Raw genomic sequence first — 16,180 nt, forward strand, 5'->3', positions numbered from 1 at the left:
TCCTATTTTTTATTGTTAATGAAAAGCACTGGCGCAAAGATATTAATACCTAGAACCAGTAAATAGGTCAGTTTGAGGGGAATTAATTCCACCTGCATATACATGTAGACGATAGAGAATAGTAGAACTGTGATTAAGATTTTGAGCGCTTCACCTGCATAGAACGACGCCGCAACTAACTTAGTTGCGCGAGCTCCACAAAATAGAAAAGCACACACACAAAAAACTACATTCGCGATGACAAAAATACCGCCACCGATTAATGCAGCAAAACCCCAATCAGGATTAACAGCTAAACCTAACCCTATCGCCACTAATATAACCGCGCTAAGCTCGATCAATAACATTTGCTTTGCAAGCACTCGTCCTGGTCTTGCTAACGCCGCTACCATGTATTCGTTCCTCTTTTAAGCCTACTTTGATACTCGCTTAAAAGCGTGCTGATAAATTGGCGAAAATTATACGTTCAGCCAAATTGATTGCAATAAGAATGCAGCAATCATTTACATTTTTGTATACAAACCGACAACTTTTGTACGAAATCACTTGTTCATTACATAATTGACCTAAATCAATTATCTCACTTAGTACTCTAATTTAGCAATAAGTTGATCTAATTTGTGAGGCTCATCAAGAGTAATTGTCACTTTTGACTTCCCACTAACAGAACGAGTAACTGAAACGTTTGCTTGCAATTTTTCCGTGAGTCTTCGTGAAAGTTCGATAGCTTCAGTGTCTTCTTGCTTCGATTCTGATTCAACGTCTGGCTTTAAGCACTTTTTAACAAGCTGCTCAGTTTGACGCACGGTCATTTTTTTGGTTGCCGCAGTGTTTGCTGCCTCAACCTGGGTATCGCCTTCGAGCGCAAGCAATGCTCTAGCATGCCCCATTTCCAGGTGTTTGTTAGAAACTAAACCTTTTACTTCATTTTCGAGCTGATTTAGACGTAATAAGTTACTAACCGTTGCTCTCGATTTACCGATCACTTCAGCAACTTGTTGATGTGTCAGCTCAAATTCGTTCTGCAAGCGCTCTAACGCTTGTGCTTCTTCGATAGCATTCAAGTCTTCACGCTGAATGTTCTCGATCAATGCCATCGCAATCGCGGCCTTGTCTTCGACTCTCTTAATTAGACATGGCACTTGCTTAAGGCCAGCTTGACGAGCAGCTCTCCAACGACGTTCGCCAGCAATAATCTCAAACTGGTCGTGTGCTAAGGGGCGTACAACGATTGGCTGAATAATACCTTGAGATTGGATTGATGCTGCCAGCTCTTCTAGCGCTTCCGGCGCAATATCCTTACGCGGTTGATATACACCTGGCTTTAAGCAACCAACAGCCAATTCGATAAGCTCACCATCAGCCGACAACGCCTGACTATAAGAAGCAACTTGCTGCTTTTCACGAGCTAATGAGCTAGTTGCAAGCAATGCATCTAGCCCCTTTCCTAAACCACGCTTAGACATTGAGCGAATTCCTTTGGTTGGACCTATACTGGGACTTCTTCACGACGTAACATTTCGCCAGCAAGAGCAAGATATGCCTTAGCTCCTGCAGAATATTTGTCGTAGTACATTGCTGGCTTGCCATGACTCGGCGCTTCTGCCAGACGCACATTTCTAGGGATCACAGTTCGATAGACTTTGCTACCGAAGTGCTTTTTGAGTTGATCAGATACTTCGTTCGATAAGCGGTTACGAGGATCGTACATAGTACGCAGAAGACCTTCAATCTTCAGGTTCTCATTTACCACCGCAGCGAGCTTGCTAATGGTATCCATCAACGCAGTCAAACCTTCCAGAGCAAAGTATTCACATTGCATAGGAACCAATACGGAATCGGCCGCAGCCATCGCATTAATTGTAAGAAGATTTAATGACGGTGGGCAATCGATAAAGATGAAATCATAGTTATTACGAATGGATGCCAACGCGTTCTTTAGGCGAACTTCACGAGCAAACACTTCCATCAATTTGATTTCTGCCGCTGTAACATCACCATTTGCGGCGATAAGGTCATAGTTGCCAGATGTACTTCGGCAAACTACCTCATCAAATGGGGTGTCTTCAACCAACAAATCGTAAGCAGTTGCTTCAACCTGATACTTGTCAACACCGCTCGCCATCGTGGCATTACCTTGAGGATCGAGGTCAACAACCAATATCTTGCGCTTTGTTGCCGCCATTGATGCTGCCAAGTTAATGCAAGTTGTTGTTTTTCCTACGCCACCCTTCTGGTTGGCAATTGCTACGATTTTACCCACTATGGCCTCGCTGATTATCCCTGACGCGATAAAGTAACTAGATGACGCTCTCCATCAAGCTCTGGCACTTGCAAAGCTTTAATGTCTGTCACTGAACACCATTCAGGTAACAGGTCGATTTCGTCTCTAGGATGTTGTCCCTTAAGAGCCAAAAATACACCGGATTGCTCTTTAGGTAAATGATGACACCACTCTACCATGTCTGTCATTGATGCAAATGCGCGACTGAGCACGGCATCAAACTTTTCTTCTGGTTGAAATTCTTCAACACGACTTTGAATCGGCACCACGTTGTCGATACCCAGCTCATGAATCACTTGCTTGATAAAACGAATACGCTTACCCAAGCTGTCTAGCAAGTAAAACTCGCAGTCAGGATTCATGATTGAGAGCGGAATCCCAGGAAGACCTGGGCCTGTGCCAACGTCAATAAAGCGCTTGCCTTGTAAGTGAGTGCTAACAATGATGCTATCTAAGATATGTTTCACCATCATTTCTTGCGGATCACGAACTGACGTCAGATTGTATGCTTTGTTCCACTTGTTTAGTAACTCAACGTAGCCAACCAATTGGCTGCGTTGCTTTTCAGATACTTCAAGTTCAGTCTGGCCAATCAGGTGATCCAGTTTTTCGCGTAATGCGCTCATTATGCTTCCTCACCTTTTTTCAACAGGCCGTGTTTTTTCAAGTAAACCAACAGAATTGAAATTGCAGCAGGTGTGATACCTGAGATTCGCGATGCAATACCAATTGAGTCTGGTTTAGCGGTAGTTAGTTTTAGAACCACTTCGTTAGAAAGCCCTTTTACCTTACTGTAATCGATGTCAGCCGGCAGTTTGGTGTTTTCATGACGCAGTGATTTTTCAATTTCATCTTGTTGACGTTGGATATAGCCATCGTACTTCACTTGGATCTCAACTTGCTCAGACGCTTGTTGATCTTCGAGTGCTGGACCAAAACGATCCAACGACGTTAGCTGTGAATAAGTCATTTCAGGACGACGAAGAAGATCTTCACCACTCGCTTCACGAGACATTGGTGTTTTCAGGATCTGGTTCAATTGATCAATATCTTCAGATTTTGGATTAATCCATGTTTCTTTAAGACGTTGACGCTCTTTCTCCATGTTTTCCATCTTCTCGTTGAATCGCGTCCAACGAGCATCGTCGACCAAGCCAAGTTCACGTGACTTTTCAGTCAAACGGATATCAGCGTTGTCTTCACGAAGCAACAAGCGGTATTCCGCGCGAGATGTAAACATGCGGTACGGTTCTTTGGTACCCATTGTCGACAAGTCATCGATAAGTACACCCATGTAAGCTTGATCGCGGCGTGGGCTCCAGCCCTCTTTGCCTTGCGTAAACAAACTCGCATTCAAACCGGCCATTAAGCCTTGTGCTGCAGCTTCTTCGTAGCCGGTGGTGCCATTGATTTGCCCCGCAAAGAACAGACCCTTAATAAACTTGGTCTCGTAAGTCAGTTTAAGATCGCGGGGGTCAAAGAAGTCGTACTCAATCGCGTAGCCAGGACGGACGATGTGTGCGTTCTCAAAACCTTTCATTGAGTGAACGATTTTTACCTGAACATCAAACGGCAAACTGGTTGAAATACCATTCGGGTATAACTCGTGCGTCGTTAGGCCTTCAGGCTCAATGAAAATTTGGTGACTGTTTTTATCAGCAAAGCGCATCACTTTATCTTCAATCGACGGACAGTAACGAGGGCCAATACCTTCAATCACACCTGCGTACATCGGGCTGCGATCGAGGTTGGCACGAATAACGTCATGCGTATTTTCGTTAGTGTGCGTGATGTAACATGGAATCTGACGCGGCTGCTGAGCTCGGTTACCCATGAATGAGAAAACCGGAGTCGGATTATCGCCGTGTTGAACCTCAAGCTCAGAAAAATCAACGCTGCGTGCATCGATGCGAGGAGGTGTACCCGTTTTCAGGCGATCAACACGAAATGGAAGATCACGAAGACGGTCAGCGAGCGCGATCGATGGTGGATCACCCGCACGTCCACCCGATGAACTTTCCATACCAATATGAATCTTACCGCCTAGGAATGTGCCTACCGTTAAGACCACAGCATTAGCGCGGAATTTGAGGCCCATTTGCGTAACCACACCCACCACTTGATCTTGTTCAACGATCAAGTCATCAACCGACTGTTGGAACAGAGTTAGGTTTGGTGTGTTTTCAAGAACATTACGGACAAAGGCTTTGTAAAGTGCGCGGTCAGCTTGTGCACGAGTTGCACGTACCGCAGGGCCTTTTGATGCGTTTAATGTTCTGAACTGAATACCTGCATGATCAATAGCTTGCGCCATTAATCCACCCATAGCATCGACCTCTTTTACCAAGTGGCCCTTACCGATCCCGCCAATGGCTGGGTTACAAGACATCTGTCCCAACGTATCGATATTATGAGTTAGTAATAACGTACTTTGACCAGTACGTGCAGATGCGAGTGCGGCTTCCGTTCCTGCATGGCCACCACCAACAACGATGACGTCAAATTTTTCGTGATAAAGCATGAACCGACCTCAGGTACTCAAACGTTTCTAGATTGATAAAAAGGAGCGATATTCTACCTGTTTTCATAGCTTGAGAAAACGTTTTTGGAATTTTTCGAAAAAGCTGTTTTTAATTAATATAGATAAGATCTTTAGAGAGATCTTTTATTAGATCTATTATTAGGATCGAGGGTGTCTGTGGATAAGTAGAAAATGATCAACAAGATCATGGATCTTTTTTGGATCAAAGGGTGTGATCTAACTTTGATCATAATGAGGATTAGCTGGGATCAAAATGGCTACTTATGCACAAGGGGAAATTACCTAGAAAGTTGTTATTTGGATAACTATAGGTTGATCACCGTATATGTATGATCTTATCCACAGAGAAAATTGAAAAAAAGGACATGTATTTCGATTTATTTTCAAAAAAGTTATTCACAATCACGATTTTCAGAGACAAAAAAAGCGGCATAAGCCGCTTTTTAGAAGATTGAGGTGTTAAAACTGGTCACTATGATCGTTAAACCATTCCTCTGCAGCATCTTCTGGGACCGGTGTTTCAAGAACATCGATGGTAAAACAGCCAGAAATAGCTTGAGCACCGAGCTCGTTTAGTTGGCTGTGGACTAATTTACCTGCCAAACAGAAGGTATCGTAGCTCGAATCTCCAAGCGCCACTACAGCAAAGCGAACCCGGCTTAAATCTGGAGATTGCTGGGTCAATGCGTCGATAAACGGCTTAATATTATCTGGAAATTCACCGGCACCATGAGTTGAAGTGACCAACAACCAAAAGCCTTGTTGGGGGATATCATCGTATTCAGGTTGATTATGAAGGGTTATTTCATGACCTTGCTCTTCAAGAAGATCATTAAGGTGATCGCCAACGTACTCTGCACCACCTAAGGTGCTACCTGTAATAATGTGGATCATTAAGCTGTCCTTACTAAAGAAGAAGGCCAGCATGAGCCGGCCTTTTAAGGTTATTTACCAATACAGAATGAAGAGAAGATGCGACCTAAAAGATCGTCTGAACTGAACTCACCCGTGATCTCATTGAGGTGCTGTTGGGTGATACGAAGCTCTTCCGCTAATATCTCTCCGGCCATGTAGCCTTCAAGCTGCTGTTGCCCAATATCAAGGTGTTCCGATGCGCGTTCTAGTGCATCCAAGTGGCGGCGGCGCGCCATAAAGCCACCTTCATGACCACCAGCAAAGCCCATGCAATCCTTGAGGTGGCTACGCAGAGCGTCGACACCTTGGCCTGTTTTGGCTGATAAGCGAATCAGGGTTGGATCGTTAACATGACAAATGCCTAACTCTTCACTGGTTTGATCCGCTTTATTACGAATTACCGTCATTCCGATGTTGTCTGGTAGACGATCAACGAAATCTGGCCAGATATCTTTCGGGTCGGTTGCGTCTGTTGTTGTGCCATCAACCATAAATAAAACTCGGTCTGCCTGAGCTATTTCTTCCCAAGCACGTTCAATACCTATCTTTTCTACTTCATCAGAGGCCTCACGTAGGCCTGCGGTATCAATAATATGCAGTGGCATGCCATCAATATGGATATGTTCACGCAGTACATCACGCGTAGTGCCGGCAATATCAGTCACAATGGCAGATTCTTTGCCTGACAATGCATTTAATAGGCTCGATTTACCCGCATTTGGGCGACCTGCAATCACGACTTTCATACCTTCACGCATGATGGCACCTTGATTGGCTTCTTGGCGCACAGCTTCGAGATTGTCGATGATAGCCTGTAAGTCAGTACTTACTTTACCGTCAGCAAGGAAATCAATTTCTTCTTCAGGGAAGTCGATAGCCGCTTCAACGTAGATTCTTAGGTAAATCAGGGAATCTACCAGTGTATTAATACGCTTTGAGAATTCACCTTGCAGGGATTGTAGTGCAGATTTCGCCGCTTCTTCTGAGCTTGCGTCAATCAGGTCAGCAATCGCTTCGGCTTGAGTTAAATCCATCTTGTCGTTTAAGAAGGCACGCTCTGAAAACTCACCTGGACGCGCAGCACGCACGCCTGAGATCGCGAGGATTCGTTTGATTAGCATATCCATCACCACCGGACCGCCGTGGCCTTGCAGCTCTAACACGTCTTCGCCAGTAAACGAATGTGGGTTAGGGAAGAAAAGCGCGATACCTTGGTCGAGTTCGATGCCATCGTGAGATTTAAACGGCAGGTACTCAGCGTAGCGAGGCTTAAGTGTTTTTCCTGTTACTTCTAGGGCAACCTGAGTCGCCAATGGGCCGGAAACGCGGATAATACCGACGCCACCACGGCCTGGCGCGGTCGCTTGAGCAACAATCGTATCTGTAGTCATAGGTGTGCCTGCTAGCATGTGAAAGCCAAAGAGGGCATTCACGATTAATCAATTAGCTGAATTGTAATCAGCTAAAAACAAAAAGGCGACCTTTTGGTCGCCTTTCTTTATCTCTTTCTATTATCGAACTTACTTAGAATGTAAGCCTTTCTTTTCCAGTGCGCGGTAGATAAGCGTTTGCTGAATTAGAGTTACGATGTTCGATACTAGCCAGTAAAGAACCAGACCTGAAGGGAAGAACAGGAAGAAGAATGTGAACATAACCGGCATAAAGGTCATGATCTTCTGCTGCATTGGATCCGTTACAGTTGTCGGGCTCATCTTCTGGATTAGGAACATTGAAGCACCCATCAGAAGTGGCAAGATGTAGTATGGGTCTTGTGCTGAAAGGTCAGTAATCCAACCGAAGAACGGTGAGTGACGCAGTTCAACAGACTCCATTAGTGCCCAGTATAGCGAAATGAAGATAGGCATTTGAAGAAGGATAGGTAAACAGCCACCTAGTGGGTTTACTTTCTCTTTCTTGTAAAGCTCCATCATTTCTTGGCTCATGCGTTGACGGTCGTCGCCAATACGCTCACGCATTGCAGTCAGCTTAGGCTGAAGCATACGCATTTTCGCCATAGACGTGTACTGAGCTTTCGTTAGTGGGTACATAGCACCACGAACGATGAAAGTTAGACAGATGATTGCCAGACCCCAGTTCACAACGATGCCTTGAATAAATGAAAGCAGAGTATGAAGTGGTTTAGCAATGAACCATAACCAACCGTAGTCAACTACTAGGTCTAGGTTTGGTGCAACAGCAGCCATTTGGTCTTGAAGTTTAGGACCAACCCAAAGCGTTGCTTTGAAGCTTGCTTCGTCGCCAGTAGCGATGGTTTTGTTCGGCATGCGAACACCGATGTCGCCAAGGTTACCAATTACACGAGTGTAAAGGTTGCTGCCTGCTTCGTCGCGTGGAATCCAAGCACTTGCAAAGTAGTGTTGAATCATCGCTGCCCAACCTTGACCGTTTGCTAGGTTAAGAGAAAGGTTGCGATCTTGCATGTCGTCGAAGCTGTATTTTTTGTAACGCGTATCTTCCGTAGAGTAAGCACCACCACGGTAAGTTGGCATTGTTAGGCTACCACCGTCATCCATAACGTTTTGACGTAGGTGAGCGTACATGCCGAATGTTGCGTTATTGCCAGAGTTGTTGACTACATCGTATTCAACGTCAATCGCGTAGCTGCCGCGCTTAAGGACGAATGTTTTTGTGTAATCCAGGCCGTTCGCTTGGTAAGTCATTGGGATGCGTAGTTCATCTTGACCTTCAGCCAACGTGAAGCTGTCTGCTGAAACCGTGTAGCTAGGGCGGTTAGTGCTGCTTAAATCGATACCTTGAGGACCCACTAGACCGCTTTGAGCGATAAATTGGTGACCAGGCTCGTTTTTAAGAAGAACAAAAGTATCTTCAGAATCGAACTCAGCAGAGTAATCGTTTAGGTTTGCTGTAACGACATCACCACCAACCGTATCAATTGACAGAGTCAGAACATCAGTTGTTACTGTGATAGTTTTAGCAGAAGCAACTTGACCAGGAGCCGGGTCTAGATCATCTGCATAAGATGGCGCTGGTAGGGTGCTGCCAGATTGTGCCTGCTCAACCGCTTGTGGAGCTGGGTTCTGAGCTACGTTCCATTGTTGGAACAGTAGGAAAGAAACCAAAGCCAATGCGATTAACAGGATATTACGTTGAGAATCCATCGTTATTTATCTCTGTCTTGTTTTTGGACTGGTGGAACGGGGTCAAAGCCCCCTTCGTTCAAAGGATGGCATTTTAATAGACGTTTGCCTGATAACCAACACCCTTTTACAAAACCGTGAGCTTTCAACGCTTCTATCGCATATAAAGAGCAGGTTGGAGTAAATCGGCAGCGTGGGCCGATGAGTGGACTAATAAACCATCTATAAAAATAGATGGGTATTAGCGCTATCCACGCGAAGGGCGAGACAGGCGAAGCCATAATTTGTCGAGTAGCTTGAACATTTCTTCATTGCTTAAATCTTGCGCGCTCTTCTTAGCGATTACAACATAATCTTTGTTAGGAAGTTTGTGTTGAGTGTTACGAAAGCTTTCACGAGTAAGACGCTTGAATCGATTACGACCCACGGCGGTTTTAATCTGCTTTTTCGGAACAGCTAATCCAAGGCGAGGATTTGAAAGAGAGTTATTTCGGGCAATGATGGTGAAATGAGGGGAGCCTGCTCGATGAGCTTGCTTGAAGACATTCTGATAATGTTCGGGAGTTAACAAGCGTAACTCCCGACCGAAGGCTAGCTTATTCAAAATAATCAAAGATTACTTAGAAAGACGCTTACGGCCTTTTGCACGACGTGCATTGATTGTTGCGCGACCGTTCTTAGTAGCCATGCGAGCACGGAAACCGTGTGTACGCTTACGCTTTAGAACTGTAGGTTGAAAAGTGCGTTTCATTGTAATTACCTTACTGATCAGTAGTTTTAGGTTTTTGTTAAACCCGGCGTGGGCATTTTTTCTCTTCTTTATATAAGAAAGGAAAACCGACGCCTCTCAACAAAGAGGCGGAATTGTAATCACTGTCACAAAAAGTGTCAATGATTGGGTTAACTAAAATTCCGGTCGGGGGATTATACGTAGAATAACTAAAATCACAAGGATCCTTATTCGATCCCGACCTTATTTAAGAATTTCTTTAATTTAGGATCCTGTGGATTACCAAAAATATCCTGTGGAGATCCCTGTTCGACAATGTGGCCATCAGCCATGAAGATCACTCGGTCTGCGACCTCTCTAGCGAACTGCATTTCGTGAGTAACCACCAGCATGGTTTGATGCTGATTTGCTAGTTTTTTCATTAGGTTAAGCACTTCGCCAACCCATTCAGGATCAAGCGCTGAAGTCGGCTCATCAAACAGTAAAAGCTCTGGTTGTAGAGCCATTGCACGGCCAATACCAACCCGTTGCTGCTGGCCACCAGAGAGCGCGGCTGGGTAGCTATCAGCTTTCTCTCCTAAGCCAATGTCGTCGAGTATTTGTTGTGCTTTTTCATGGGCTTGCTTCTTTTTCCAACCACGAACGGTAATCAAACCTTCAGCGATATTCTGTCTCGCGGTTTGGTGAGCAAATAGTGCATAGTTTTGGAATACAAAACCAGTCTTACGACGCAGTGCAAGCACCTCTGCTTTGGTGTGTTTCTGAGCATCAACCTTAATATCATCAATCGAAATAATACCTTGATCGGCTTGCTCTAGAAAATTCACACAACGCAGCAGGGTAGACTTACCCGTACCACTCGAACCTATGATGACAATTATCTCACCTTGTTTGATTTCTAGGTCGATCCCTTTCAAAACTTCGGTGTCACCAAACTGCTTGTGGATATTTTGTAATTTGATCATCGTACATACGCCTTATTCAGTTTCACTTCGGCCCAAATTTGAATACGAGTGAGGATAACCACTACGCCCCAGTAAATCAGCGCGACTGCTAAGAAAGCCTCGAAGAAGCGGAAACTTGAAGAAGCTTCCATCTGAGCTTTAGCCATGATTTCGGCTACACCTAAGGTGAATGCAAGTGAAGTCGACTTGATCATGTCGATGAAATAGTTCATTAAAGAAGGCAGTGCTACGCGGGTTGCTTGCGGCAAGATCACTCGGCGCATCGCTTGACTGGTTGTCATACCGACTGAGAGGCTGGCTTCCATCTGGCTACGATCAATACCGATAATCGCGGCACGAATACTTTCTGCCATATACGCGGCAAAGTGCAGGGTTAAGCCAATTACAGCGGCGCTGAAAGCATCCAACCCAACCATCCACGGGAATACTTGTGGTAAGCCGTAATAAAGGAGGAAAAGCTGTACCAACAGTGGTGTGCCTCGAAAGAAGCTAATGTACAGCTGGCTCAGTTGGTCGAGTACTGGGATTTTGAATACACGAATATTCGCCAGTATCAGAGACAGGATCAGAGCAAAGAACAAGCCCCAAGTCGCCATCTCCATCGTGGTGCCTAAATACTTCAGTAGTATTGGCAACAGCTCTAGCATGTAATTAAAGTCAAATCCCATAATCTATCTCGTATTAGTATTGGAAGTGTTGTTCTATTTGGAAATACTGTTCTATCAGGCTTTTAATCAGTGCACAAAAGCAAAAAGCCCACCGCCGTGTAAAGCAGTGGGCCTCGAATGGAGATAGTGAGTGATTACTTCTGAGTAATGTCCGCACCAAACCATTTCTGAGAGATACTTTCTAGCGTACCATCTGCGCGCATTGCTGCTAATGCTTGGTTTACTTCTGCTTGCAGTTTTTTACCGTTGTCGTTGTCCACGAAAGGCCAAGCGTTTTCAATGGTTTCGAATGGCTGCCCCGCTAGCTGTAATGGTAGCCCCGTCTTCTTGATAAGCTCTAGTGCTGATAGGCGATCCATTACGAATGCATCGGCACGACCAAGAGCGACATCATGCTCAATACCTGTATCGTAGGTTTTAACATTGATCTTGCCATCTTTATCGTAGCTGCGCAGCAGTTGTTCAAAGTTTGAACCTAGGTTTACCGCAACCGTCTTGCCATCAAGGTCTTCGATACCCTTAATGCTGTCATTACCTTTACGAACGGTAATTTGTGCACCGTCTACTACGTATGGGTCTGCGAATAGGTATTTCGCTTTACGTGCATCCGTCATTGTAATTTGGTTTGAAATGGTATCGATACGACCCGTTTCAAGAAGACCAAACAGACCAGAGAAGTTTGCCGTTACGTATTCAACCTTGTAATCGTTACGCTTACCGATCTCATCCCATAAATCCACTTCAAAACCTTGTAGTTGGTCTTGTTTAACGAACGTAAACGGGAAGTAGCGACCAGACATGCCGACTTTAACTTCAGTCGCGGCTTGAACAGTAGCAGCAGAGAGTGCGATAGCCGCAATTGCAGCCTTAATCCAGTTATTCATTTGGTAACTCCTTATATTTATAGGGTTGGATGTTACTGGGAAAATGCTCAATAGAATAAATAACCAGATGTTATTAACCATAACCAGATCGCATTCTCGATTTGGGGATAACTAGTAAGGATCCGGGCATAAGTGGATCATTGTGTGAGTAAATTAGGGGCAAGATGTGTGGATCCACCGATTATTTACAAATTTATTGTGAATAACTTGGATCTTATTCACTGGATCTGTGATCAATTGCTGGTGATCTGACTTATCAACAGGTAAAATTAACGGTCATTTCATATAACTTAAATAGAGTGGGGCACCGTGTCATCTTCGCTTTGGTTGCAATGCTTGCAACAGCTTCAAGAAGAGTTACCAGCTACAGAATTCAGTATGTGGGTACGTCCGTTACAAGCGGAGCTCAATGGTAATACTCTAACTCTATTTGCACCAAACCGATTTGTACTCGATTGGGTGCGCGATAAGTACCTAAATAGCATTAACCGTTTGCTACAAGAATATTGTGGTAATGATATCCCGCATCTTCATTTTGAAATTGGGAACAAACGAGTTACTGCTCCAAAATCTGAGACTATCGCCCCAGCTCGTACCCGTACAGCCGCTGATGTGGCCGCTGAATCGTCAGCACCTGCGCAGTTACAAGCTCGTAAGCCTGTTCACAATATCTGGCGTGATGAAGAGCCTGTAGCGGTTGATCTTAACCACCGTTCAAACGTAAACCCAAAACATAAGTTCAATAACTTTGTTGAGGGTAAATCAAACCAATTGGGTTTGGCGGCGGCACGTCAGGTTTCTGATAATCCAGGAACAGCTTATAACCCGTTGTTTTTATACGGTGGCACCGGTTTAGGTAAGACACACTTGTTGCATGCGGTGGGTAATGCCATTGTTGATAATAAGCCGAATGCGAAAGTGGTTTACATGCATTCTGAGCGTTTTGTTCAGGATATGGTGAAGGCGTTACAAAATAACGCGATTGAAGAATTTAAGCGCTACTACCGTAGTGTTGATGCTTTGCTTATCGATGATATCCAATTTTTCGCGAATAAAGAGCGCTCTCAAGAAGAGTTTTTCCATACCTTTAATGCGCTGCTTGAAGGCAACCAACAGATCATTCTAACCTCTGACCGTTATCCAAAAGAGATCAACGGGGTAGAGGATCGTCTTAAATCTCGCTTCGGCTGGGGTTTGACGGTAGCGATTGAGCCTCCTGAGCTTGAGACTCGTGTTGCGATCTTAATGAAGAAAGCCGAAGACCACCAAATTCACCTTGCGGATGAAGTGGCATTCTTTATTGCTAAGCGTTTACGATCTAACGTTCGTGAGCTTGAAGGCGCATTGAACCGTGTTATTGCGAATGCAAACTTCACTGGCCGTCCGATCACGATCGATTTCGTGCGTGAAGCACTGCGTGACTTACTTGCCCTGCAAGAAAAACTCGTCACCATTGATAACATTCAAAAGACAGTCGCTGAATACTACAAAATCAAAGTTGCTGATCTATTATCTAAACGTCGTTCTCGTTCTGTTGCTCGTCCACGCCAACTGGCGATGGCACTGGCTAAAGAGTTAACCAACCACAGCTTGCCTGAGATTGGCGATGCATTCGGTGGCCGTGACCACACGACCGTACTGCATGCTTGTCGTAAGATTGCTCAGTTGCGTGAAGAGAGCCACGACATTAAAGAAGATTATTCGAACTTGATTCGTACCCTTTCTTCTTAATACACAGTATTCTTAACCTTAATAAGCAGAATCTTGGCCACGTACTATTACGCAGTGCCATTTAGACCGTAAGAGCAAGATATGAAATTTACCATTGAACGTAGTCACCTGATTAAGCCATTACAACAAGTATCTGGCGCACTCGGTGGCAGGCCAACGCTTCCAATTCTAGGAAATCTACTGATTAAAGTAGAAGATAACGTGTTGTCGATGACAGCAACGGATCTAGAAGTTGAACTGATCAGCCGTGTAACGCTTGAAGGTGATTTCGAAGCGGGCAGCATTACTGTACCTTCACGTAAATTCCTAGATATCTGTCGTGGCTTGCCAGACAGCTCAGTGATCACTGTGGTATTGGATGGCGATCGTATTCAGGTTCGTTCTGGTCGTAGCCGCTTCTCATTAGCAACATTACCTGCGGCAGATTTTCCAAACATTGAAGACTGGAGCAGTGAAGTTGAAGTGTCAGTGACACAAGCTGAGCTACGCGGTCTTATCGAGAAAACCCAATTCTCAATGGCGAACCAAGATGTTCGTTACTACCTCAACGGTATGTTGTTTGAGATTGAAGGTTCGATCCTACGAAGTGTCGCAACTGATGGTCACCGTATGGCGGTATCTCAAGCACAATTGGGTGCCGATTTTGCTCAGAAGCAGATCATTGTTCCTCGTAAAGGTGTGCAAGAGTTAGTGAAGCTACTGGATGCACCAGAGCAACCGGTAACGCTGCAGATTGGTAACTCTAATGTGCGTGCTGAAGTGAACAACTATGTCTTCACTTCTAAGCTGGTTGATGGTCGTTTCCCTGATTATCGCCGCGTAATGCCGCAAAATACTACCAAGACACTTGAAGCTGGTTGTGATGAATTACGTTCAGCATTTTCTCGTGCTGCGATTCTGTCGAACGAAAAATTCCGTGGTGTTCGCGTTAATCTTGTAGATAGCGAGATGCGCATTACCGCGAACAACCCAGAACAAGAAGAAGCGGAAGAAGTGTTAGATGTTAACTTCGACGGTGACGCGCTAGAGATTGGCTTCAACGTAAGCTACGTATTGGATGTTCTGAACACACTACGTTGTGAGCAAGTTCGCATCTCAATGTCAGACGCCAATGCGAGTGCTCTTATCGAGAACGCACAAGACGACAGCGCGATGTACGTTGTTATGCCTATTCGCTTATAAGCGTTGTTTGTGATGTTTACTGATCAACAACGTTTACCTATCGAGTCGTGATTGAAGATTAATATGAAGACGTTATGCCTTTATCGCGCTTAATCGTTAAGCAGTTTAGAAATATAGAAGCCTGTGACATTCAACCGTCATCAGGCTTTAACTTTCTTATAGGGGCTAACGGGAGCGGAAAAACCAGTGTCCTTGAAGCGGTATATCTGCTCGGACATGGTCGCTCATTTAAGAGTTCACTCACCGGCCGTATCATACAAAACGAGTGCAGTGAGCTGTTTGTACATGGCCGTTTTATGACCTCGGATCAATTTGAGCTGCCAATTGGCATTAATAAGCAGCGCGATGGCACAACAGAGGTTAAAATAAGCGGTCAAACTGGGCAAAAATTGGCTCAGTTAGCACAGGTTTTACCTTTGCAGTTGATTCACCCGGAAGGGTTTGATTTACTAACCGATGGACCTAAGCATCGCCGCGCATTTATTGATTGGGGAGTCTTCCACAGTGAGTCCGGCTTTTATGATGCATGGGGGAGGGTAAAGCGCCTCAATAAGCAACGAAACGCCTTATTGAAAACGGCAACAAACTATCGAGAACTGAGCTATTGGGACCAAGAATTGGCCCGTTTAGCTGAAAGTATCAGCCAGTGGCGTGCCACTTACGTTGAGCAGCTTAAAGAAGTCGCCGAAGAAATCTGTGCGACCTTCCTTCCTGAGTTTGAGATAAAGATTAACTATTATCGTGGTTGGGACAAGGACACCCCATATGCCGATATTTTAGAAAAGAATTTTGAAAGGGATCAGCAGCTTGGTTACACCTTTGGTGGGCCAAACAAAGCGGATCTGAAGATAAAAGTGAACGGCACTCCAGTGGAAGATGTCTTGTCACGAGGTCAATTGAAGTTGATGGTGTGCGCGCTGCGAGTAGCACAAGGGCAGCACCTCACTCAAATGACAGGTAAGCAGTGCATCTATTTGATAGATGACTTTGCTTCCGAATTAGATAGCCAACGCCGAGCACGTCTTGCTGAGTGTTTAAAGGCGACCCAGGCTCAAGTTTTTGTAAGCTCTATTACCGCTGATCAGATTGCAGATATGCATGACGAAAATAGCAGGATGTTTCATGTGGAACATGGCAAAATAGAGCAAGGATAATTAGTC

Annotated in this window: 17 protein-coding genes; 3 read left to right on the forward strand and 14 right to left on the reverse strand. The window is 44.8% G+C overall.

Annotated elements, in window-relative coordinates; translation table 11 throughout:
- Positions 1-2 precede the first annotated feature (2 nt).
- From ACED25_RS12520 to ACED25_RS12585, 14 genes are all read right to left on the reverse strand, one after another.
- Positions 3-392, reverse strand: a complete 390-nt coding sequence (locus tag ACED25_RS12520) for a F0F1 ATP synthase subunit I (protein ID WP_008221392.1) — start codon at positions 390-392, stop codon at positions 3-5.
- A gap of 192 nt (positions 393-584) precedes the next feature.
- Positions 585-1,466: a ParB/RepB/Spo0J family partition protein gene (locus ACED25_RS12525; RefSeq protein WP_012605105.1), complete on the reverse strand. Its 882-nt coding sequence runs from the start codon at positions 1,464-1,466 to the stop codon at positions 585-587.
- A gap of 23 nt (positions 1,467-1,489) precedes the next feature.
- A complete protein-coding gene (locus tag ACED25_RS12530; protein ID WP_009848126.1) occupies positions 1,490-2,263 on the reverse strand; it encodes a ParA family protein in 774 nt (257 codons plus the stop codon).
- 14 nt (positions 2,264-2,277) lie between these two features.
- Positions 2,278-2,910, reverse strand: coding sequence for a 16S rRNA (guanine(527)-N(7))-methyltransferase RsmG (rsmG, locus tag ACED25_RS12535; protein WP_009848127.1), 633 nt, complete (start codon positions 2,908-2,910; stop codon positions 2,278-2,280).
- Positions 2,910-4,805 carry a tRNA uridine-5-carboxymethylaminomethyl(34) synthesis enzyme MnmG gene (mnmG, locus tag ACED25_RS12540; RefSeq protein WP_012605106.1) on the reverse strand — a complete coding sequence of 632 codons (1,896 nt, stop codon included), beginning with the start codon at positions 4,803-4,805 and terminating at the stop codon, positions 2,910-2,912. Before mnmG ends, rsmG begins: the two co-directional genes overlap by 1 nt.
- A 480-nt stretch (positions 4,806-5,285) precedes the next feature.
- Positions 5,286-5,720 carry an FMN-binding protein MioC gene (mioC, locus tag ACED25_RS12545; protein ID WP_371695398.1) on the reverse strand — a complete coding sequence of 145 codons (435 nt, stop codon included), beginning with the start codon at positions 5,718-5,720 and terminating at the stop codon, positions 5,286-5,288.
- A gap of 50 nt (positions 5,721-5,770) precedes the next feature.
- Entirely contained in the window at positions 5,771-7,132 is a 1,362-nt protein-coding gene (gene mnmE, locus ACED25_RS12550; protein ID WP_371695399.1) for a tRNA uridine-5-carboxymethylaminomethyl(34) synthesis GTPase MnmE, read from the reverse strand.
- 129 nt (positions 7,133-7,261) lie between these two features.
- Positions 7,262-8,881 (reverse strand): membrane protein insertase YidC, encoded by a 1,620-nt coding sequence (yidC, locus tag ACED25_RS12555; RefSeq protein WP_009848131.1) that lies wholly within the window; start codon positions 8,879-8,881, stop codon positions 7,262-7,264.
- Between the two features lie 2 nt (positions 8,882-8,883).
- Entirely contained in the window at positions 8,884-9,141 is a 258-nt protein-coding gene (gene yidD, locus ACED25_RS12560) for a membrane protein insertion efficiency factor YidD (RefSeq protein WP_004735802.1), read from the reverse strand.
- Positions 9,108-9,431 (reverse strand): ribonuclease P protein component, encoded by a 324-nt coding sequence (rnpA, locus tag ACED25_RS12565; RefSeq protein ID WP_029223763.1) that lies wholly within the window; start codon positions 9,429-9,431, stop codon positions 9,108-9,110. The genes yidD and rnpA overlap by 34 nt, the downstream gene beginning before the upstream one ends.
- Before the next feature lie 45 nt (positions 9,432-9,476).
- Positions 9,477-9,611 (reverse strand): 50S ribosomal protein L34, encoded by a 135-nt coding sequence (gene rpmH, locus ACED25_RS12570; protein WP_004735800.1) that lies wholly within the window; start codon positions 9,609-9,611, stop codon positions 9,477-9,479.
- Positions 9,612-9,817: 206 nt separating this feature from the next.
- A complete protein-coding gene (locus ACED25_RS12575) occupies positions 9,818-10,555 on the reverse strand; it encodes an amino acid ABC transporter ATP-binding protein (RefSeq protein ID WP_009848133.1) in 738 nt (245 codons plus the stop codon).
- The gene (locus ACED25_RS12580; protein WP_009848134.1) at positions 10,552-11,223 is read right to left on the reverse strand and encodes an amino acid ABC transporter permease; all 672 of its coding nucleotides are present in this window, start codon (positions 11,221-11,223) and stop codon (positions 10,552-10,554) included. The genes ACED25_RS12575 and ACED25_RS12580 overlap by 4 nt, the downstream gene beginning before the upstream one ends.
- Before the next feature lie 134 nt (positions 11,224-11,357).
- A complete protein-coding gene (locus tag ACED25_RS12585) occupies positions 11,358-12,107 on the reverse strand; it encodes an amino acid ABC transporter substrate-binding protein (protein ID WP_029223762.1) in 750 nt (249 codons plus the stop codon).
- A gap of 309 nt (positions 12,108-12,416) precedes the next feature.
- Between ACED25_RS12585 and dnaA the strand changes: the two genes are divergently transcribed.
- The 3 genes from dnaA to recF all read left to right on the forward strand — a co-directional run bounded on the left by dnaA (position 12,417) and on the right by recF (position 16,174).
- A complete protein-coding gene (dnaA, locus tag ACED25_RS12590) occupies positions 12,417-13,838 on the forward strand; it encodes a chromosomal replication initiator protein DnaA (protein ID WP_009848136.1) in 1,422 nt (473 codons plus the stop codon).
- 81 nt (positions 13,839-13,919) lie between these two features.
- The gene (dnaN, locus tag ACED25_RS12595) at positions 13,920-15,020 is read left to right on the forward strand and encodes a DNA polymerase III subunit beta (protein WP_010433159.1); all 1,101 of its coding nucleotides are present in this window, start codon (positions 13,920-13,922) and stop codon (positions 15,018-15,020) included.
- A 74-nt stretch (positions 15,021-15,094) separates the two neighbouring features.
- A complete protein-coding gene (gene recF, locus ACED25_RS12600; protein ID WP_371695400.1) occupies positions 15,095-16,174 on the forward strand; it encodes a DNA replication/repair protein RecF in 1,080 nt (359 codons plus the stop codon).
- The last annotated feature ends 6 nt before the right edge of the window (positions 16,175-16,180 follow it).

It is taken from the genome of Vibrio sp. 1F263 (assembly GCF_041439035.1).
Taxonomy (GTDB): Bacteria; Pseudomonadota; Gammaproteobacteria; order Enterobacterales; family Vibrionaceae; genus Vibrio; species Vibrio tasmaniensis_A.